The organism is Amycolatopsis sp. GM8 (genome assembly GCF_021653975.1).
Lineage (GTDB): Bacteria > Actinomycetota > Actinomycetes > Mycobacteriales > Pseudonocardiaceae > Amycolatopsis_E.
On the sequence record NZ_JAJKFK010000004.1, the window covers coordinates 339,904 to 360,104 of the forward strand.

At 69.8% G+C, this 20,201-nt stretch carries 13 protein-coding genes; 11 read left to right on the forward strand and 2 right to left on the reverse strand.

The features are described from left to right. The first annotated feature begins 19 nt into the window (after window positions 1-19). Genes LOZ83_RS20160 through LOZ83_RS20195 form a run of 8 tightly spaced genes read left to right on the forward strand, consistent with a single transcriptional unit; the run spans window position 20 to window position 6,878 of the window. Complete coding sequence (locus tag LOZ83_RS20160) at window positions 20-1,930, forward strand: hypothetical protein (protein WP_236792405.1); 1,911 nt, start codon at window positions 20-22, stop codon at window positions 1,928-1,930. Then, window positions 1,927-2,553, forward strand: coding sequence for a 2OG-Fe(II) oxygenase family protein (locus LOZ83_RS40460; protein ID WP_236792406.1), 627 nt, complete (start codon window positions 1,927-1,929; stop codon window positions 2,551-2,553). The genes LOZ83_RS20160 and LOZ83_RS40460 overlap by 4 nt, the downstream gene beginning before the upstream one ends. Before the next feature lie 5 nt (window positions 2,554-2,558). Beyond that, on the forward strand, window positions 2,559-3,212 hold the full coding sequence (locus tag LOZ83_RS20170) for a hypothetical protein (protein WP_236792407.1): 654 nt from the start codon (window positions 2,559-2,561) through the stop codon (window positions 3,210-3,212). Next, window positions 3,209-4,555 carry a radical SAM protein gene (locus tag LOZ83_RS20175; protein WP_236792408.1) on the forward strand — a complete coding sequence of 449 codons (1,347 nt, stop codon included), beginning with the start codon at window positions 3,209-3,211 and terminating at the stop codon, window positions 4,553-4,555. Before LOZ83_RS20170 ends, LOZ83_RS20175 begins: the two co-directional genes overlap by 4 nt. Beyond that, window positions 4,552-5,313 (forward strand): tyrosine-protein phosphatase, encoded by a 762-nt coding sequence (locus LOZ83_RS20180; protein ID WP_236792409.1) that lies wholly within the window; start codon window positions 4,552-4,554, stop codon window positions 5,311-5,313. The genes LOZ83_RS20175 and LOZ83_RS20180 overlap by 4 nt, the downstream gene beginning before the upstream one ends. Further along, the gene (locus LOZ83_RS20185; protein ID WP_236792410.1) at window positions 5,255-5,506 is read left to right on the forward strand and encodes an acyl carrier protein; all 252 of its coding nucleotides are present in this window, start codon (window positions 5,255-5,257) and stop codon (window positions 5,504-5,506) included. The genes LOZ83_RS20180 and LOZ83_RS20185 overlap by 59 nt, the downstream gene beginning before the upstream one ends. Then, window positions 5,506-6,306, forward strand: a complete 801-nt coding sequence (gene surE / locus LOZ83_RS20190; RefSeq protein WP_236792411.1) for a 5'/3'-nucleotidase SurE — start codon at window positions 5,506-5,508, stop codon at window positions 6,304-6,306. Before LOZ83_RS20185 ends, surE begins: the two co-directional genes overlap by 1 nt. Beyond that, on the forward strand, window positions 6,303-6,878 hold the full coding sequence (locus LOZ83_RS20195; protein WP_236792412.1) for an adenylate kinase: 576 nt from the start codon (window positions 6,303-6,305) through the stop codon (window positions 6,876-6,878). The genes surE and LOZ83_RS20195 overlap by 4 nt, the downstream gene beginning before the upstream one ends. Window positions 6,879-6,945: 67 nt before the next feature. Here the strand turns inward: LOZ83_RS20195 and LOZ83_RS20200 are convergent, their stop codons facing one another. After that, complete coding sequence (locus tag LOZ83_RS20200) at window positions 6,946-7,677, reverse strand: thioesterase II family protein (RefSeq protein ID WP_236792413.1); 732 nt, start codon at window positions 7,675-7,677, stop codon at window positions 6,946-6,948. A 204-nt stretch (window positions 7,678-7,881) separates the two neighbouring features. Here LOZ83_RS20200 and LOZ83_RS20205 point away from each other — a divergent pair, with 204 nt between their 5' ends. Beyond that, window positions 7,882-14,214 carry a non-ribosomal peptide synthetase gene (locus LOZ83_RS20205; protein ID WP_236792414.1) on the forward strand — a complete coding sequence of 2,111 codons (6,333 nt, stop codon included), beginning with the start codon at window positions 7,882-7,884 and terminating at the stop codon, window positions 14,212-14,214. Between the two features lie 49 nt (window positions 14,215-14,263). Here LOZ83_RS20205 and LOZ83_RS20210 read toward each other — a convergent pair whose 3' ends face one another. After that, window positions 14,264-17,878, reverse strand: a complete 3,615-nt coding sequence (locus LOZ83_RS20210) for an SDR family NAD(P)-dependent oxidoreductase (RefSeq protein ID WP_236792415.1) — start codon at window positions 17,876-17,878, stop codon at window positions 14,264-14,266. Window positions 17,879-17,974: 96 nt separating this feature from the next. Between LOZ83_RS20210 and LOZ83_RS20215 the strand changes: the two genes are divergently transcribed. Together LOZ83_RS20215 and LOZ83_RS20220 are read left to right on the forward strand one after the other, a co-directional pair. Continuing rightward, window positions 17,975-19,276 carry an MFS transporter gene (locus LOZ83_RS20215; RefSeq protein WP_236792416.1) on the forward strand — a complete coding sequence of 434 codons (1,302 nt, stop codon included), beginning with the start codon at window positions 17,975-17,977 and terminating at the stop codon, window positions 19,274-19,276. Window positions 19,277-19,895: 619 nt separating this feature from the next. Continuing rightward, window positions 19,896-20,135, forward strand: a complete 240-nt coding sequence (locus LOZ83_RS20220; RefSeq protein ID WP_236793495.1) for a type I-E CRISPR-associated endoribonuclease Cas2 — start codon at window positions 19,896-19,898, stop codon at window positions 20,133-20,135. Window positions 20,136-20,201: the final 66 nt, after the last annotated feature.

Below are 20,201 nucleotides of genomic sequence, written 5' to 3' on the forward strand. Positions count from 1 at the left end.
GTCCGGGAAGGCTTTCATGGTGCCGACAACGAGTGACACGACCGTTCGGTGGTATGACACCGAGCCGGAGTATGTCGCGGCCGCGAGTGCTCCGGTGGCCGGATGCGCGGTGCCGGTGCTCGCGCCGACTCGACCGGACCTCGCCCGCCGGTGGGCCGACGTGCTGACCCACCGCTACGGCGCGCCGCACCAGCAGCGGCTGGGACTGCGGGTCGTGGTCGCGTGGGGTGCCGAAGCCGAACCCGCGGCCCGGGTGTTCGCGGCCTGCAGCGGATCCCGCCTGGCGCTCGCCATGTCGGTCGACGACGCGGTGACGACGGTGCGTGACGCGCCGGAGAGCGCCGCTGTCGTCGTCGGGTATGCGGCCCGGTTCACCGTGTCGGCACTGGCCCGGCTGACGTCGGGTGCCGGGCGTCCGGTGGGTGTCCTGTGTGGACGAGACAGCGCCGCGTTGTCCTTCGCCGTTGCCAAGGCGCTGCTGCGACCCGCGGTCGCGGTCGCGGACCTCCGCCTGTTCGACGCGCCATCGCACCGCGCGGAGGACAACCCGCGGCTGCCCGTGACCGAGTTATTGGCCGGACTGCGCACGCCATCGCGGGTCGCGGTGCTGCGCAGCCATGGCGAGGGCGGTCATGCCAAGTACGGTGGCGTGGTGGTGTGCGGCTTGCTGGATCAGGCCGAGTTCCCCCGGGGGGCGCACGCCGGCTGCGTGCGCGAGCCGCGGTCGTGCAAACGCGCCACGGCCACCGGCGCCGAGGTGGTGTTCGGCGACGAGATCGCCGCGACCACGGTATGTTTCTTGTGCTGCAACGGGTTCAACGTCGCGCAGGAACTCTACCCGTCACCGGTCTCGATGGCCCTCTCCCTGAGCGAAGGGGTCGCGGCCGCTGTCATCGCGCCCACCCGTCCGCTGGTGGCGCCCGACACCCTCCTCGAATCGGTGCGTGCCGGACTGACCGGCGGCACCGCGCTGGGCGAGCTGGTGGTCCGGCTCAACCAGTTCGGCGCCCGCCTCGGCCAGCGCGATGCGTTCGTCCTGCTGGGTGATCCGTGCCAGGCGGCGATCGAGGGCGATGCGGAAACCGGCGCCGGCCCTTCCGCCCAACCGACCGAACTGGCCGACCTGCGGGTCTGGTTGGCGTCCGTGCTACGGCACACCGAACGCGGGCGCAGGCTGGTCCGAGCGCTGCGCTCCTGGCTGGCCGAACGGGCGGACGACCTGCTGGCCGATCCGGTGCGCCGGCTCGACGATGTGGAGCGGCTGGCGCTGTACGCGCTGAAATGGGCTGAGGTGGAGCCCGCCGGCGAGGCGTTGCGGCGGCTGCTGCGCTCCGCCACGGTGATCCGGCTGCGCATCGCCCGCTGGGACGAGACGATGGCCGGAATTCTCCTTGACGTGCGCGACACCGCCGACGTGTTCGACCTCGGACACTACGACCAGCTGCTACTGCGGATCGACGACGGACCACCCTGTGCCCGGTGTGGCACGCCGACCGAGCACCACCGGTTCGGCGCGGGCGAACCGGCCGGGCTGCAGCGCGTCGCGGTGTTGTGCCGGGTGTGCGGCCCGATCCGGGAGTCCGGGATGACCGGACCGTCGCTTGTGGTCCAACAGAGCCCGGCCTACGTACGCGGCGGGGAGAACATCCGGATCGTGGTGGAGCTGGACTTCCCGGGCGACCGGTCCCGGGTGACAGATGTTGCGCGGCTGCGGTTGCGGTTGTTCGACAAAGCCGGCGACCGCTGCGTGCACGACGAGACGCGGGTCGTGCCCACGGAGCGCGCGCTGCTGGAATTCGACTTCGCGGTGCCGCCCGAACTGGGGGTGGACCTGCACAGCGCGCGGCTGGTCGCGGTGTCCGGGTTCGACGTGGCCTACGCCCGGGTCCGGGTCGCCGGACTGCCGCGAACTCCGGATGTGATGGCGTGACGACCGTACTCGCGCCGGACTGGGCCGATCGCGAAGCTCGATCGGAACCCTATCGATGGCTGGCCACCCACCCCGGTGAGCTGTTCGACCTGGCCGTCGCGCGGGACTTGGTCAGCTCCTTCCCGACCGACGGCTTCGAACGCCGGGACGCGACCGGACGCCCTGCCGGCAAGACCTACCGCAACTACTCACGGACGATCGTCGGTCCGGGATCGGGACCGCCCGCTGACCTACCCGCGTTGTGGCGCGGCCTGGTCGCCGATCTCACCAGTGCCGCGTACGGCCGTGACGTGGCCCGCCTGCTGGGGCAACCGGTCGCCGCCGCGGTGGAGATCCGCCTCGTCCGGCACGCTCCCGGCGACTGGCTCGGCCCGCACACGGATCGAGCGGACAAGCTGTTCAGCCACATCATCTACTTCAACGAGGACTGGCGGGCCGAGTTCGGCGGGCGGCTGGATATCCTGGGCGGCAACGACTCCGCGGCCGTGGTGGCGAGCGTGGTCCCGGAGCTGGGCGCCTCGGCCCTGCTGGCTCGCGGCCCCGACTCCTGGCACCAGGTGTCTGATGTGGATCCCGGAATGGCCCGAAGCCGTGCCTCGCTCCTCACCCATGGGTTGCGGTGATTGCGATGACCGGGCCGAAACGGCTTCTGATCCTGGGTAGCCCCGGCGCGGGCAAGACCACGCTGGCCCGGGAACTGGCCAGGCGCACGGGCCTGCCGCTGCATCATCTCGACGACGCGCACTGGGGATCCGGCTGGAGCAGGCCTACCGCCGACGAATGGGCCCAGCGGCAAGCGGCTCTGGTCGCCGGGCAGCGGTGGATCGTGGACGGGAACTACCTGCCCACCCTGCACCTGCGCGTTCCACACGCCGAACTCGTCGTCCTGGTGGACGCACCGGCCTGGCGCTGTGCGGGCAGGATCATCCAGCGGGCCGGCCGGATCCGCCGGGGCGGGGTCGCCGACCTGCCGGCCAGCGTGCGCAGGCAGGTCCTGGACGGCGTCTCGGTACCCGCTACGAACGACCTGCGCCGTCTGTTGTGGATGGTGGCCCGGTTTCCCGGGCAGAGCTGGCCCGCCGTGGTGGGTCAGGCCGCCGCGGGACCGGGAACGCTGTTGGTCGCCGTGCAGCCTGGTCTGCTCGGCTCGCGGATGGGCGCCACACGACGCAGGCTGCGAGGCAAGGGCGTCCGAGTACTGGTCCAACCGCTGCCGCAGGCCACGGAAACCGTTGTCTCGTTGGTCAACGGACATCTCCCCACCACAGGAGCGCTCACATGAAGGTTCTGGTCTGCTGGCCGCCGCATGTGCCGAGCTATTTCAACGCCGGGCACCATCTGCCGGTGTTCTCGATCGCCGCGTTCCTCCGCCGGCGCGGACACGAGGTGGACGCCCTCGACGCGGGGGCGCTCAACGTGACATGGAAGGATTTCGCCGATCGAGTGTTCCTCGGTGACTACGACCTTGTCGTCCTCGTGAACGACTTCGACGTCGTGGAAGGCGTGCGGCGAGCCGCCGACTACATCCGGGCGTTGTGTCCCCGGTCGGCGGTGATGACCGTCGGGCGGCTGAGCTATCAGACACCCGGCTTCTTCCGGGGCCTTGCGCTCGACGCGGTCGGACACAGCGGTGACTACGAGGCCGCCGTCAGCGAGGTGTTGCGCTGGCTCGCCGCCGGGCGGCCGGACGACGCCGGCCTCGCCGGCGTGTCGTGGCGGGCCGGGGACGGGTGGCGCGGCCCGCAGCGACCGGGCACTTGGCTGCCGGCCGACGACTGGGTGCTGCCGGACGTCGACGAGATTCCGTATGTCCACTATGAACAGTTGTACATCCGGGACCAGAACAAGTTCTGCGGCATCCCCGAACGGCGGGAGCTGGTGGTTCCGGTGGCCCGAGGCTGTCCGGTGGGATGCGACTTCTGCGACGTGCCGGTGATGCAGGGACTGCGCGAGCGGCGCATGGACGTCGACCGGGTGGTGTCGTACATCCGGGAGTGCTTCGCGCGTAGCCCGTTCGAGTACGTTGCCTTCTACGCGCCGACCTTCACCCTGGACAAGCGGTGGGTTCGGCGGCTTTGCGACGCGCTGGCCGGTGAGCCCCGCCGGTACCCGTGGAAGTGCGCGACGACGATGTTCCATCTCGACGCGGACCTGGTACGGCGGATGGGGGAGGCCGGCTGTGTGCGGATCAGCGTCGGCGTGGAGACGTTCGAGGAGGAGGCCGAGCCCGGACTTCCGACGGTCAAGAAGTCGGCGCGGGCCCGGTTCGACGAAGTGGCCCGCTGGTGCCTCGACGCTGGCGTCGAGCTGAACTGCTTCCTGATCGTGGGGTTGCCCGGCACCACCCCGGACGGCGCCCGCCGGGCCATGGACGTGATCAACGGCGCGGGCGCCCGGGTGCGGCCCACGCTCTACACGCCGTACGACCGGATCCGCGCCGACATGACCGAACGGGAGGTGAGCGCCTTCAACCGCCAGCTGTTCGTCGACGAGGACGAGATCCGGGCCACCGGCATCGACCCAGGGGAGTACCTGGCCGTGCTCTATCGGAAGGACGACTACGTCACGCCGAGCACGGCCCGGATTCCCGGTCTGACCGTGCGGCTTCCGGCGGCGGGCGCGTGACCGCGGCGGTCGTCGCGAACCTGCGCGACCTGGGCGGCACCTCCACGATCCGGTCCGGACGGGTGCGCGACGGCGTTGTGCTCCGGTCCGCCGCGCCCGCCCACCTCCCGCCCGATCGCGCGGACCAGTTGGTCGCCGCCCTCGGCCCGGTCGACTACGTGGATCTGCGCACCGACCGCGAGGTGGAACGCGACGGCGGGGCGGAGGGACTGGTCGAGCGGGGTTGGTCCTGGCACCGGGTGCCGGTGCACGACGCCGAGCCGGGACTTCGGGAAACAGTGTCCGACCGGAACCTGCGGACGCTGCCCCAATACAGCGTGGCCGCCCGCGCGGTTGTCGACCTGATCCGCGGTTGCCGGCCGGTACTGCTGGCGTGCTCGGTGGGCAAGGACCGGACGGGCGCCGTGGTCGCGCTCCTGTTGCACCGGTTCGGCGTGGCCGCGCACGTGGCCGCCGCCGAGTACGAGGCGGGGAACGCGGTGCTCGGCGCCGAACGCGCCCTGCTTCCGCCGCGCTGGCGGGACAACAGCTCTCCGCTGCGGGCGGTCCGGGCCACCGAGATCGACGCCGTCCTGCGAGCCGACCGGATGTCGCCGGCAGACCGCGCCGCGCTGGACCGCGCACGACCATTTCTTCTGACACCGGAGGCGCCACCCGGCGCTGCTCGGAAAACACTCCCGCCAACAAAGGGATCGCGCCATGACAACCTCAGTTCGAAACCAGGTCCTGGCCATCGTCAAACGCGTTCTGAAGCGTGAAGAAATTCCGGAGAACGTCGATTTCTTCGATCTGGGTGCCTCGTCGCTGGCGGTTATTCAGATCGTCGAACTCGTGCGCAAGGAATGCGACTCCGAGGTGTGGATCACCGACGCGTTCGACGCTGCCGACATTGCCGCGTTCGCCGAACTCGCCGAGCAGGGAGTTCGATCCGGCGCGAGCGCGACGAAGTGATGCGGGTCCTGGTCACCAACGACGACGGGATCGACGCACCCGGGCTGCGTGCGCTCGCGGGGGCCGTGACCGGCGCCGGGCACGATGTCGTCGTCGTCGCGCCGCTCGACGACCGCAGTGGCTGCGGCGCGGGCATGGCCTACACCCCGGGCGAACCGGTGGCCACGGTCGAGAAGGAGTTCCCCGAACTGCCCGGGGTGCCGTTCGTCGGGATCGACGGCACCCCCGCCCTGGCGGTCATGCTGGCCAGGATCGGGACGTTCGGCCCGCCGCCCTGGTGCGTCGCGTCGGGCGTCAACCGGGGCTCCAACACCGGCCGGGCGATTCTGCACTCGGGCACGGTCGGCGGAGCCCTGGCCGCGGCGTCACTGGGCATGTCGGGCATCGCGGTCAGCATGGACTCCGACGAGCCGGTGCATGTCGGGACGGCGGCAGAAGTAGCGGGGTACGCGACGAACTGGCTGGCCGGGGCGCGGAAGCGAACTGTGCTCAACATCAACGTCCCCGACCTGTCGCTGGCCGAGGTGCGCGGCGTGCGATGGGCCAGACTGGCCGCGGTGGGCCGGCGCGTGCTGCGGGCCGATCGCCGGGAGGGCACCGGGCCGAGGGTGTGGCTCGACGCCTCGGGCCTGCCTGAGGATCCGACCACCGACGCGCAGCTGCTCGCCGACGGGTATGTCACTGTTACCCCGGTCGGGACGCTGCACGGCCTACCCGACAACGGTTCCGCACAGGCGCTGGATGAGGCGTTGATGTGCACCGCACCGCAGAGAAGGACTGAGGAACAGCCCGACCGATGAACAGCGATATCGCGGGTGACACCCGCACCGGACAGCTCCACCGCGTGGTCATCCTGGGTACCTGTGGCTCAGGCAAGTCGACCTTGGCGAAGAAGCTGGCGGCCAGGGCCGGGTCCGAGCACATCGAACTCGACGGTCTCCATCATGGCCCGAACTGGACGGCCGCACCCATTGAGATCTTCCGGGAGCGGGTGTCCACCCAGACCGACGGGCCGGCCTGGGTGGTCGACGGCAACTACATCGACCTGGTCAGCGACCTGCTCTGGCCTCGGGCCGACACGATCGTCTGGCTGGACATTCCGTTGCCGTTGATCCTGCTGCGGATCATCCGGCGAAGTCTCGGCCGGATCCTGCGGCGGACCGAGCTGTGGAGCGGAAACCGCGAGACGTGGAGCAACCTGCTCGGGAAGGACTCCCTGGTCAAGTGGGCGGTGAGTTCGCACCGGAGGCATTGCGCCGAACTGCCCCTGAGGTTGGCGCCCCCGCGGCTGACCGGGGTGTCGGTGGTCCGGTTGCGATCGTCGGCCGAGGCCGACCGATGGTTCGCATCGCTGCCGCCGCGGCAGGCCTGACTGACCGTTGACGGCCCTCGTCCGGGCGGTGTCCGCGCCCGGACGAGGGATCAGGAGCGCGGCCGGATCAGCTCGCCAGGCCCAGCCGGGTGGCGAGAACCAGCCCGAGTGAGGCGGCGATCGTCTCCGGTGACCGCCAGGCCGCGAAGTGGTCGCCGTCCACGAAATGGGTCTCGAACCGGGCACTGGTGTGCTCGGCCCACTGTCGCAGCGCCGTGCGGTCCACCAGGTCGTCGGCGTTGCCGCCGTAGGCGGTGATCGGGCAAGACAGCAGCGGCGCCGCGGTGGGCTGGTAGGTCTCGTACCAGGTGAAATCGGCCCGCAGCACGGGCAGCACCAGTTCGACGAGTTCCGAGTTGCCCAGGAGGTCCTCGTCAAGACCGCCCCGGGCGCGGATGGCCGCCAGGAAGTCCTCGTCGGGCAGTTGGTGCACCAGCGCCGGGGAATCGCCGCGCCAGCCCGGGGCGCCTTCTCCGGACACGAACAACTGCACCGGTCCGGGCCGGCCCCGGGCGGTGAGGACCCGGGCGGCCTCGTAGGCCAGCAGCGCGCCGCCACTGTGACCGAACAGCGCATACGGCTCGTCGGCGGTTGCCGCGATCGCGTCCGCGACCGCCTCGATCACGTCGGAGAACCGGATCAGCGGATCTTCGAGGAAGCGATCCTCGCGCCCGGGCAGCTGGATCGCCCGCAGCTCGATCCACCCGGGCAGGACCGGCGCCCACGGCAGGTAGGCCGACGCACCGGCGCCGGGAAACGGCAGGCAGTACAGCCGAATCTTCGCCGCCGGGTTCGGCACACTACGGGAATACGGTGAATCGGATACAAAAATGTGACTGGACTCCATATTGCGCCCCCGCGATGGTGCTCAGAATTTACCTGACAGCCTAACGTAGTGGAGAACCGGACCGAAACAGCGAGTTCCGGTTTAACCAAGTGACAATTCACTCTTGCGTTCCACGTGCAGACCGCTACGGTCGATGTTGTGGATACTCGCCGAGTCGTGTCCTCAAGCCAGGAAGCGCTGTGGTTCCTGACCGTGCTGGAGCCGGACAGTCCCTTTTACAACATGCCGTCCGGCTATCTGCTGCGCGGCGAGTTGTCGGTGGACGCATTGGTCCGCGCGCTGGCCGATGTGACGCGGCGCCACGCGGTGCTCCGCTCCCGGATCGTCGATTGGGACGGAGAACCCGGGCTGATCGTCGATCCGGCCGTGGATCGCTGGCCGCTCGACGTCGTCGACCTCGGCGACCTGCCAGCGCCTCGCCGGGACGAGGAACTGGCGCGGCTACAGGAGTCCGCGGCGTCGCGGCCGTTCGACCTGGCCCACGACAAGCTGTTGCGGACCACCCTGGTCCGCCTCGGGCCGCACGACCATGTGCTGCTGATGACGTTGCACCACGTCGTCGCCGACGGGTGGTCGGTGGACTCCGTGCTGACTCCGATGCTCCTCGAGCGCTACCACGCGCACGTCGAGGGCGGGGCCGCGCCGGTCGTCGAGGCACCGAGGCAGTACTGGGACTTCGCCGCGTGGCAACGGGAAATGCTGGCGGCCGACGGTCAGCGGCTGGCAGACTACTGGCGCGAGAGCCTGCACGGGGTGGCGACGGTCGTCGAGGTGCCCGGGGATCGGCCCCGGCCGGCCGCGCAGACCTTCCGCGGCGCGGTGTGCGACCTTTCGTTCCCGGCGGAGCTGACGGCCGGGCTGGCCGGGATCGCCAAACGGGCGCGCGCGACGCTGTTCACGGTAGCCCTGGCCGCCTTCTCGGTGCTGGTGTCCCGCACCGCGTGCGTCGAGGACTTCGTCGTGGGCACGCCCACGGCTCAGGGTGACCGGTCCGAGTTCGGCGACGTCGTCGGCCTGTTCGTCAACACGCTGCCGCTGCGCACCGACCTCACCGGTGACCCGACATTCGTCGAGCTGGTCCGGCGGGTGCGCGGCTCCGTCCTGAATGGACTTTCCCACCGGAACCTGCCGTTCGACCGGATCGTCGACGACCTCGGCGTGCACCGGGACCTCGGGCGCAACCCGTTGGTACAGGTGCTGTTCCAGCTGGCGGCCGCGCCCTCGGCCGCCGAGCTGGACGGGGACGACCTGTTCGTGGGGCTGGTCGAGACACCCCAGTCGGCGACGCGGTTCGACTTGGAGTTCAACCTGTGGTCGGCCGAGGACGCCGGCATTCGCGGACATGTGTCCTACGCGACCGACCTGTACGACGAGAGCACGGTGCTCGCGCTGATCGAGCGGTTCGCCACCATGGCGGCGGCACTGGCCGGGTCGCCCGACGCGCCGTTGTCGACGTTGGTGGGCCGGGTGAACAGCGGTCCACGTCCCCCGCTGGCCGGAGAGCCGCCGGCGGCCGAGGACTTGACCGGCGACGGTCCGGCCACCGAGGCCCAGCGACGCGTCGCGCAAGTGTGGCGGGATGTGCTCGGGCGCCGGGCGGACGAACCGATCCCGGTGACCGCCAACTTCTTCCATCTGGGCGGCAACTCCCGGCGCGCGGTGCAGGTTGTGACGCGGTTGCGCGATGTGTTGGGGGCCGATCTCTCGGTGCGTGAGTTCTTCCAGCATCCGACGGTGTCCGCGCTGGCCGCGGCCCTCAGCATCACCGAGACCGAGACCGAGACCGGCACTCCGGCCGTGCGCGCCGGTCGCGGCGTGTACCCGCGCCTGTCGTTCTCCCAGGAACGACTGTGGTTCCTGGACAAGCTCGTGCCGGACAACACCGCGTACAACCTCGACGTGGCCTTCTGGCTGCACGGACAGCTGGATGTGGCGGCGTTGCGCAAGGCGCTCGCGCGGTTGGTGCACCGCCACGAGGTGTTGCGCACCGCGTTCCCCGTCACGGCCGACGGCGTCGCCTGGCAGTCGGTGACGGACTGGGAACCCGAACTCGCCCGTGTCGACCTCACCGGCCTGCCCGCCGGACAGGCCCGGGCCGGTGCGCTGGCGGGCGCGGCGGAACTGGTGGCCACCCCGTTCCAGCTGCGGACCGGACCGCTGCTGCGGGCCGCCCTGTTCGCGATCGCGCCGGACGAGCACGCGCTGGTGCTGGCGGTGCACCATGCGGTGTGCGACGGCGTCTCGCTCGGGGTGGTGACCGATGAGCTGGCGCGGCTGTACGCCGGTTACGCGGCCGGACAGGACTGCCCGCTGCCGCCGCCCGTCCTGCAGTTCGCCGATTTCGCCGCGTCCCAACGGGAACGCCTGAGCGGGCAGCGGCTGCACGACGGGCTCGCCCATTGGCGGAGCCGACTCGCCGGAGCCGAACCGCTCAACCTGACGACAGACCGGCCGCGGCCTGCCGTGCACCGGCTGGTGGGTGCGGTTCACGAGTTCGCGCTGTCCGCGGAGCTGACCGAGGCGCTGGAGCGGCTGAGCCGAGCCGAGGGCACCACCTTGTACATGACCCTGCTGGCCGCGTTCTCCGTGCTGTTGGCGAAATACTCCGGCCAGGATGACGTGGTGGTCGCGTCGCCGGTGGACTCCCGCCCCGGGGCGGGCGACGGCGGACTGGTCGGGTTCTTCGTCGACACCGTTCCGATGCGCATCGACCTGGCGGACGACCCCACATTCCGCGACCTGCTGTACCGGGTGAAGTCGACCACGCTGGACGCACTCGACCACCAGGACATCCCGTTCGACCTGATCGTCGCCGACCTCGGGCTCGAACGCGACACCAGCCGCAACCCCATCGCCCAGGTGGTATTCGTCTACAACGACGTGGCGCCAGAAGAGATGGCGTTCGGTTCGGTGCGGGTCCAGCCGTTTCCGGTCAGCAATCCGGCCACCCGGTTCGATCTCGAACTGCACCTGCGGCTGGCTGACGGCGCCCTGCGCGGAACGCTGACCTATGCCGCGGACCTGTTCGACGAGCGCACCATCGCGCGGATGCGGCGCCACCTCGAGATCCTCCTCACGGCCGTGGCCGGTTGTCCGACGCGGACGCTGTCCGAGACGCCGCTGCTGGACGAGGCTGAACGGCGCCAGGTGGTCGAGGCGTTCAACGACACAGCGGCCGACCTGGGCGGGCCAGCGACACTGCACGGTCTGGTGGCGGAGCAGTCGCGCCGGACCCCGGACGCCGTCGCGGTCGTGTGGGCGAACGGATCGGCGACCTACCGCCAGCTGAACCACAGCGCGGACCTGCTGGCCGATCGACTGCGCGCGGCCGGGGTGGGCACCGGCGACATCGTCGCCGTGCACGCCGAGCGCTCTCCGGAGCTGGTCGTCGCGTTGCTCGCGGCGTTGAAGGCCGGCGCGGCCTTTCTGCCGCTGTCGACCGAGGACCCGCGGGAGCGGCTGGCCGAGGTGCTGGCCGACGCGGAACCGGCCGTCGTGCTGACCCAGTTCCGGCTCCGTGACCGGCTTCCGGACGACGTAACGGTTCTGGACATCGACGAGCGGGTGCTCGCCGACCCGGGTGACCGTCCGCGTGAGGCGCGGACCGTCGACGCAGACGCCGCCTACGTGCTGTACACCTCCGGGTCGACCGGTTCTCCGAACGGGGTGATCAACACCCACGCGGGGATCGTCAACCGGCTTCGGTGGATGCAGTCGGCCTTTCCGTTGCGCCCCGACGACGTGGTCCTGCAGAAGACGCCGGTGACGTTCGACGTGTCGGTGTGGGAGTTCTTCTGGCCGCTCATCGCCGGTGCCCGACTGGTGCTGGCGCAGCCGGGCGGTCACCGCGACCCTGGATACCTGCGTGAGGTCATCGCCCGGGAAGGCGTCACCACGCTGCACTTCGTGCCCTCGATGCTGGGCGTTTTCCTGGACACGGCCGGTGTCGGCGACGCATGCCGGTCGGTGCGCCGGGTGATGTCCAGCGGTGAGGCGCTGACCCCGGCGTTGGTCCGCCGGTTTCACGATGTGGTGGGGGCGGAACTGCACAACCTCTACGGCCCGACCGAGGCCGCCATCGACGTGACCTGGTGGCGCTGTGATCCGTCCGTCGACTTGGTGCCGGTCGGCGCTCCGATCGCGAACATCAAGGTTTACGTCCTCGACCAGTACCGGATGCCGGTTCCCGTCGGGGTTCCCGGTGAGCTGTACCTGGGCGGAGTCGGGTTGGGCCGAGGCTACCTGCGCCGGCCGGAGCTGACCGTGCGGCGGTTCGTGCCCGACCCCTTCGACCCGGCCGGAGTGCTGTTCCGCACCGGCGACCGGGGCCGCTGGCGCGAGGACGGGGTGCTGGAGTTCTTCGGACGCCTCGACGACCAGGTGAAACTGCGCGGTGTCCGGATCGAGCTGGGTGAGGTCGAGGCCGCCCTGACCGCACACCCCGCCGTCGCGGCGGCAGCAGCGTCTGTTGTGGACGACCGGCTGGTGGCCCATGTGGTTCCGGACGAGGAGACCGCGGGACCCGTGCGGCGATATCTGCGAGTGCGGGCGGACGGCGTGCGGCAGTGCGTTCTTCCGGACGGGACCGCCGTGTTCCAGCTGAACGACGCGGAAACCGCCTACCAGTACGACGAGGTGTTCGTGCGGGAGACGTACCTGCGCCACGGCATCGCGCTTCCCGAGGCCCCGGTGGTCGTGGACGCTGGCGCGAATATCGGGTTGTTCATGGTGTACGTGCACCGGCACTGCCGGGGCGCGGTCGTGCACGCCGTGGAGCCGATGCCCGGCCCGTGCGCGGTGCTACGACTCAACGCCGAGTTGTACGGCTCGACGGAGGTGGCACAGGCCGCGCTGGGGGCGCAACGGGGCGAGGCCGAGTTCACCTACTACCCGGGCGTGTCCATGTTGTCCGGCCGGCACGCCGACGCCGTCGGCGACCGAGCTCGGATGCGGGCGGTGGCACTGCGCACCGCCGGAGACGATGCGCCCGAGCCGACGGCCCTGGAGAACGTGCTGGACGCCCGGACCGTCGCCGAGCGGATCAAGGTTCCGGTCACCACGCTGTCGGATCTGGTCGTCGAGCACGGGATCGAGCGAATCGATCTGCTCAAGGTGGACGTCGAGCGCGCCGAGGTGGACGTGCTGGCCGGCCTGTCCGCGGCACACTGGCCCCGGGTCCGTCAGGTGGTCGCCGAGGTGGATGGCGATGAGCGGGTCGACGCCGTGCGGAAACAGCTGACCGAAGCGGGCTTCGTGATCGAGGTCGAAGCCGCCGTCGAGGCCGGACTGCACATGGTCTTCGCCGTCCGGCCCGACGATCCGGTGATCGACGGGCGCCGACCCGACCGGGTCCCCGCGTCGCGGGAACGTCTGGCCGCTCTGCTGCGTGCGGACCTCGCGCGGCGGGTTCCGTCATCCGTGGTGCCCTCGGCGTTCGTGTTCGTGGACCAGATTCCGCTGACGAAGAACGGCAAGGTGGACCGGCGCGCGCTGGTCGCCGCCAAACCCACTGAAACGCAACGGGTCACGCCGCGGACTCCCACCGAGGAGCGCGTGCTGCGAATCTGGCAGGAACTGCTGGACGGCCCGGCCGGGGTGACCGACGACTTCTTCGAGTCCGGCGGTCACTCGCTGCTCGCGGCCCGTCTGCTGACCATGCTGGAGCGGGAGTTCGAGCTTCGGCTGCCGCTGGCGGAGTTCCTGTCGTCGCCGACCGTGGCCCAGCTCGCTGCCCTGGTGGAAGGTCACAGCGAGGGCGGGGCGAAGGACAGCGCCGACTGCCTGGTGCTGCTGCGCTCGGCGACGTCGACAGAACCCGCGGTGCTGCTGTGCCATGCCTTGGGCGGCAGCATCCTTGTCTATCGCGATGTGCTGCGCCGGTTGCCCGCGGGGCCGGCGGTGTTCGGCCTGCAGGCAGTTGGTCTGGCTGACGGGGCCGAGCCCCACGACGACGTGGCCGCGATGGCGGCACACTATGCCGACGCGGTCGGCACCATGGTGGCGGGACCGGTCCGGCCGGTGGGCTGGTCGGCCGGTGGCGTTGTCGCGCTGGAGGTCGCCCGGCTGCTGGCCGAGCGGGGGATGCAAGTTTACCCGCCCCTGCTGATCGACAGCTATCCGGTCGCCGAGCCCACCGGAACGGCCCAGCGCGCAGCCGACTTCGTGAGTTCGGTTGTCGGACAACATGTTCCGCCGCCACCGTCGGCCAACGTGGTCGAGTGGATCCGCGAAACCGCCGGCGTCACCGAGGATGACAGTGGTGCGCTCCTGCGCCGGTGGCGGGTGTACGACGCGACCGCCTCCGCCGTCGAGGCGCATCGGCCGAGGTACGCCGGTCCGGTGACCCTACTGCGCCCGGAGCGGCCGGGCCGGCTCGACACCGGTTCCGACAACGGATGGAGCAGCCACATCGACGGTCCGGTCGAGGTGTGTCCGGTACCCGGCGATCACTTCTCCGCGCTGGACGCCCTTCCCGGCACCATGCGTTGACCGGCCAGCGGGCGTGGACCGACCCAGCCAGGCCCGCTGGCCGGCGTCGTTACCGCCGAGCGACCAGCCGCGCGATGCCGCTGACGGTCGGCGCCGAGTAGAAAGCCCGGAGCGGCAGGCGGATCCCGAGCCGGCTGGACATCCGTTCCTGGACCTGCGCGCTCAGCAGCGAGCTGCCCCCGAGTTCGAAGAAACTCTGGTCGCGTCCGATCTCGGCATGTCCCAGCACCTCGCGCCAGACATCCGCGATGCGCGCCTCCAGGCCGGGCAGTGGCGGCTCCGCCATGCCTCGTGCCGCGCTCACCAGCCGGGCCAGCGTCGCGCCGTCCGGTCCGGGTAGGACGGCGACGTGTACGGCGTCGACCGGCACGTCGACCACGGCGGCCGCCGCCGCGGCGACCTCGTCCCGGAGTTCCGGCCGGCCGGTGAACGCGACCAGCAATGTGGGAATGGTCGCGTCCTCGGTGAGGGATCGGCCAACGGCCGGATTGGCCGGGTCAAGCCCGATCAGCAGGTGCGGGGCGTCGATGGCCTGCGCCACGAGCAGCGAGCCTAGCCCCCGTTCGGTTGAGATTGGCCGGAAACCGCGCGCGGCGGCAGCGGCCGACGTGGGGGAACCGGTGTTCATGCCGACGCCGCTCCACTGGCTCCAGGCCAGCGAACGCACGCGGCAGCCCGCCGCGGACCACTGCAGGGCGAGTCCGTCGAGGAACCCGTTCGCCGCCGCGTACGCCCCGAAGGCCGAACCCCCGAACCAGCCGTTGACCGAGGAGAACAGCACGACCTCGACGCCGGGACGCTCCGCCACCAGGGCACCCAGGGACAGCGCGCCCTGCACTTTCGCGCGCAGCGCCGCGCGGAACGTGTCGGGTGAGGTACGGGCGACCAGATGTGCGTCGAGGTCGTCCCATTGCTCGCGGACCGAAGCCCCCGCGAGATGGAAGATGCCGGTCAGCCGCCGACCCCAGTGACGTTCCGCGTCGGCGACCGCTGACCGCAACAGCGTCGCGTCCGCGGCGTCGCAGCGCACGTAGCGGACGTCCTCGCTGTCGGCCGGCCCGTCGGACGACCGACCGGTCAGCAGGATCTTCGCGCTATAGGCGACGGCCAGTTGGTGCGCGAGCAGTCGACCGAGACCACCGCCGCCTCCGGTGATGAGCAGCAGGCCGCCTGGACCGAACGCGGGTGCGACCGACTCGGGCACGGGTGCGGGGGCGAGGACGGGCACGCTGCGCTTCCCGTCGCGGTAACAGGCGACGACATCCTCGCCCCATCCGCTGGCAGGGTCCTCGGCATCGGTGAGCAACAGCCTGCTCGACCGCACCGGCCGTTCGTCGGCGATCGTGCGGACCAGGCCGGTCAGCGCGCCGCCGACGGGGGTGTCCGGCCGGCCCAGCACCAGCAGATCCACATCGGAGAGGCCGGCGCCGGCCAGGGCCTGAACCAGACCGACCAGGGAGACCAGCGGCTCCTCCGCGGTGCCGCCGTCGGTCAGGGCCACCGCGTGCACGACGGTGTCGATCCGGCCGTGCTCGGCGATCGCCTGGGCGAGAACGGCCGGATACGGAGAATCGGGCCGTGCGACGACGACCGGTCCGGTCGCCTGCGCGGTGAACTTCGCGGCGACGACCTCGGCGGCGACCACCACGAGCACCCCGGCCGGACCGGCCGCCGGCTCGGGCTTCGCGACCCAGGACGGTGTGAAGAACCAGGGGGGCAGCGTCCGAGGGCCTTCCTCGGCGATCTCCAGTTCCCGCAGCAGGACGTCGAAGTCCCCGGCGCGATAGCGCGCGGCGAGCTTGGCCCGCTGGATCTTGCCAGACGTCGTACGCGGGAACTCCGCGGCGGAGATCGGCAGCACGGCGCGCGGGTCGAGCCCGGTGCGCGTCGCCACCGCAACGCGCACGGACCGCACGGTGTCGCGCTGGTCGTGACCTGGTGAGTCGGGCACATAGAACAACACCAGCTGATCCGTGCCGCGGTCGGCATCGAACACCCCGCAGGCGGCGGCCGAGGCAGGCGCCACTCCGGGCGTCGTGCACACCACCGCCTCGATGTCGTGGCTGAGGTGGTTGACCCCGTTGACGATGATCAAGTCCTTCGCGCGTCCGGCGATAAACAGCCCGCCCTGCCAGAAGAAGGCCAAATCACCGGTCCTGAACCACCCGTCGGGCGTGCGCGTCTCGCGGTTCGCCTCAGGATTCGCGTAGTAGCTGGACAACATGGTCGTGCCGGTGATCTCCAGCGCGCCGATCCGTCCTTCCGGTACCAGCTCGCCACTCGGGTCGACCACACGCATGCGCACGCCGGGCATCGGCCCGCCGACATCGGTCAACCGGACCGTCTGGTCCCCGCCGAACCGCAGATCCCCGCCCAGGGAGTCTTTCGCGACCTCGGCGACGCCGCGGGCCCGGACCACTCCGGACATTCGGGTATGGGTCACGGTCGACGACGTCTCGGACATTCCCCACGACGGCACCATCGCGTCATCCGGCAGGCCGTACGGAGCCAGCAACCGAAGAAACGTGTGCACGGTGTCCGGGTTGACCGGCTCGCCCGCGTTGTAGATGGTGCGCAGGCAGCTCAGGTCCCAGGCCCCCCGCGCGATGTCGTCCCGGTATTCGAGCAGCAGCGTGAAGGCGAAGTTCGGCGCGGCGAGATTCGTGATCCGGTAGCGGTCGATCCAGTCGAGCCAGGCCAACGGGCGGGCCGCGAACATGTCCGGTGTCGCGTTCACCTGTTCGCACGCCAGGAAGACATCGCGGACGTGCGCCATCACACAGCCCATCACGTGGTCCATGGGCATCGAGCACAAGGTGACCTCGTCCGGGCCGAGCTGATTCACCGTGATGTCGCCGAAGGTCCGTGCGACGATCGAGGAGTTGTTGTGCTGGACGCACTTGGGCATCCCGGTGCTGCCGGAGGTGAGCAGGTTGAGCACCGGGACGTCGGCGCCGGACTCGAAAAGAACCGCCGGTTCCGTGGGAGACAGCTGCCGCACCTCGACGACGTCGGCCTCGGCGCCCCATGCTTCGGTGAGTGAACCAGCCAGCGCCGGCACGTCGGTCGCGATGAGCGGTCGTCCGAGAAACTCCCAGATGTTGTGCAGCTTCTCGGCATTGGGGCCGCTGTCGGGATTCGCGACGGCCGCGACCGGCGTCGGAATGAGCCCGCCCAGGACGCACGCCCAGAAAGTGATCACGAACTCGCGATTGGCGACGAACTGGAACACGACCTCGTTGCCCGGCCGCGCCCCCCATGCCTGGAGGCCACCGAGGACCTGCCGGGCGGCGTCGAGGAGTTCCGGATAGCCAAGGCGATCAGCGTCGCCGTTGGGTAGCAGAAAGGTGATTCCCTTGTGCGGCGCGAGGAGTGCGGCCCGCTCGAGCGCCGCGCCTACGGTGCGCGGGAAGTCCGCCGGCAGCTCGGCCGCACCGCCGTCCAGGAACGCAAGCGGCCGTTGGGTGGAGTCATCGCCATCGGATGGCGCAGGCGCGGAAGCGGGAATCGGTTCCGCTGAAATGGAAACGGTGTTGGTCAGCTCATCGAGATGCCGGCCCTGCAGCGGCCGGGGCCGCCTCCAGGGAACGGCTGTCGCAGAGGCAACCCCATTGATTCGGGTGACCGCAGCTTCCGCAAGTCGTGCGGCGTCAACGTGCGACATACCACCCCCCAATTCCGGCGCTCGCTACGTTTCGTGGCAACCCAGCCAAAATCTGAGAATAACGGGAAGTAGTCCGAGGTGCTACCCTCTGGAGTCATGTCGACCGGGGGAGGCACGTTGTCGCGCCGCGGGGATTTTCGGCTCTTCTGGTCCAGCCAGACCATCTCCAGTCTCGGTTCGTCGTTCACCACGTTCGCGCTGCCGCTGTTGGTGTTCAAGCTGACCGGTTCGGCGGTGGGCCTTGCGCTGACGACGGTGACCGGTTTCCTGCCATACCTCGTGTTCGGTCTGGTGATCGGCGCCTGGGTCGACCGGTTGGACCGCCGGAAGACCATGATCTGCGCCGATCTCGGCCGCCTGGTGTTGATCGGCACGATTCCAGCCTTCGCCTGGCTCGGCATTCTGCATCTGCCATGGGTCTATCTGGCCGCCTTCCTCAACACCACGCTGTGGATCATCTGCACTGCCGCGGAATCGGCGGCGATACCAAGCCTGGTGAGCAAACCGGGACTCATGGCGGCCAACGGACGGCTGCAGGGCAGCTACGCCGCCGCGCAGGTGCTCGGCCCGCTGCTCGCGGGCGCACTCATCGGCAATGGCATACCGGTGACGGCCGTTTTCCTTGCCGACTCGGTATCGTTCGGCATCTCCGCGGCGATCATGGCGTTCGTGCGGACGCCGTTCAACCCCGAGCGCGCGGCTCGCCGCGGCTCCAGGGTCCTGGCGGACGTGCGAGCCGGCTTGGCCTATGTGTTCGCGAATCCGGTGCTGCGTGGCGTGGCGCTGGTGGCGGCCCTGTTCAACCTGCTCGGCGCGACGACCTGGTCGCAGCTGGTGTTGTTCGCGCATACCCGGCTGAACGCCAGCGACAGCCGGATCAGTCTGTTGTTCGCGGGAGCTTCGGCGGGTACCGCGCTGCTGCTGTTGGCGGCGGGCCGGCTGAACCGCCGGTTCTCCTTCCTCAGTATGACCCTCGGCGCCCTGGTGGTATGGAGCTGTCTCGTCCTTGTGCTCGCGCTGTCCACCGACTTCTGGATCGCCGCCGGGGCGTGGGCGGCGGCCGCGGGACTGCCGTCGCTCTATGCGGTCCGCACTCTGGCGCTGCGGCAGGAGATCGTGCCCGAGTACTTCCTGGCCCGGGTGCAGACCGTCGCGCAGGTGCTGGCCTGGTCGGCCCAGCCGCTGGGCGCGTTGCTCGGCGCCTGGGCGATTCAGGTGACGGGTCACATCGCGATCGTGTACGCCGTCTGCGCGAGTCTCGTGTTGCTCGTGGCGTTGATCTACTGGCGTCCGCTCGGGCGTGCGGCGCGAAGGATCCAGACCCAGGGTTCAGCCGACCTGGACGAGCAGCCCACTGTCCAGCAGACCGGGGGAACGGGACAGCCCAGCAGTGGCTAATACGTATTAGCGCTGCGCTTGTCTGAAATCGGACAAAATTTCGCGGTCGCCGTGAGTGCCCGGGTCAGACGGCTGTACCCCGAACAGGCCGACCGCATTGGCGTCGACTGGAATCGCCGCGACTACGCTGCCGACGATTTCGCCGGCGGGACCCCGGTCAATCAAGCACTATCTGCCGCGAACACCTGTCTCTACGGCGCCGTGCATGCGGTCGTCGTCGCCCTCGGCTGCGCGCCCGGACTCGGGTTCGTCCACACCGGACACATTCGATCGTTCGTGTTTGACATCGCAGACCTCTACAAGGCCGAACTGACCATCCCCGTCGCGTTCGATATCGCGGCTGCGGAATACGCCGACATCGGCGCCGAGACCCAGCGCGCGTTTCGTGACCGCCTACGCGGCAACACCTTCCTCGACCGCTGTGTCCGCGACGTCAAGCACCTGCTTACACCCGCTGATGCCGAACCAGAGAGGAGGACGAGAGCGATGCGGATGTCGTCCAGTTATGGGACTACGACGGCACTCCATTGCCAAGCGGGACATCGTATGAGGAACAATCGTGACGGTGATCGTGGTTGCCGCCTGCCCGGTGGGACTCCGCAGCCATCTCACACGCTGGATGCTGGAAGCCTCCCCGGGCGTCTTCGTGGGAACGATCAATCAACGCGTACGCGCACTCATGTGGATGCGCGTTTTCGACACGGTCAAAACCGGACGCGCCATCATGGTCTACCACGCGTCGAACGAGCAGGGGCTCGCGTTTCGCAGGTGCTCCCCGTGCAAGCGGGGGGATTCCAGTCAAGGAGGCGATCTAGTAATCGTAATTATTCGATTACCTCTGTCAAGCAGGCGTGCTTGATCGAAGTTTCCTCCTTGGTGCGCTCCAGAAATTCGCTCGCTATCTGCTGCGCAGTCTCGGAAATAT

Bases quoted from the DNA above. Each gene is read 5' to 3' on its own strand.
- LOZ83_RS20170 (WP_236792407.1), top strand. From the start codon at position 2,559: ATGACCGGGCCGAAACGGCTTCTGATCCTGGGTAGCCCCGGCGCGGGC.
- LOZ83_RS20175 (WP_236792408.1), top strand. From the start codon at position 3,209: ATGAAGGTTCTGGTCTGCTGGCCGCCGCATGTGCCGAGCTATTTCAAC.
- LOZ83_RS20185 (WP_236792410.1), top strand. From the start codon at position 5,255: ATGACAACCTCAGTTCGAAACCAGGTCCTGGCCATCGTCAAACGCGTT.
- surE (WP_236792411.1), top strand. From the start codon at position 5,506: ATGCGGGTCCTGGTCACCAACGACGACGGGATCGACGCACCCGGGCTG.
- LOZ83_RS20195 (WP_236792412.1), top strand. From the start codon at position 6,303: ATGAACAGCGATATCGCGGGTGACACCCGCACCGGACAGCTCCACCGC.
- LOZ83_RS20210 (WP_236792415.1), bottom strand. From the start codon at position 17,878: ATGTCGCACGTTGACGCCGCACGACTTGCGGAAGCTGCGGTCACCCGA.
- LOZ83_RS20215 (WP_236792416.1), top strand. From the start codon at position 17,975: ATGTCGACCGGGGGAGGCACGTTGTCGCGCCGCGGGGATTTTCGGCTC.
- LOZ83_RS20220 (WP_236793495.1), top strand. From the start codon at position 19,896: ATGCTGGAAGCCTCCCCGGGCGTCTTCGTGGGAACGATCAATCAACGC.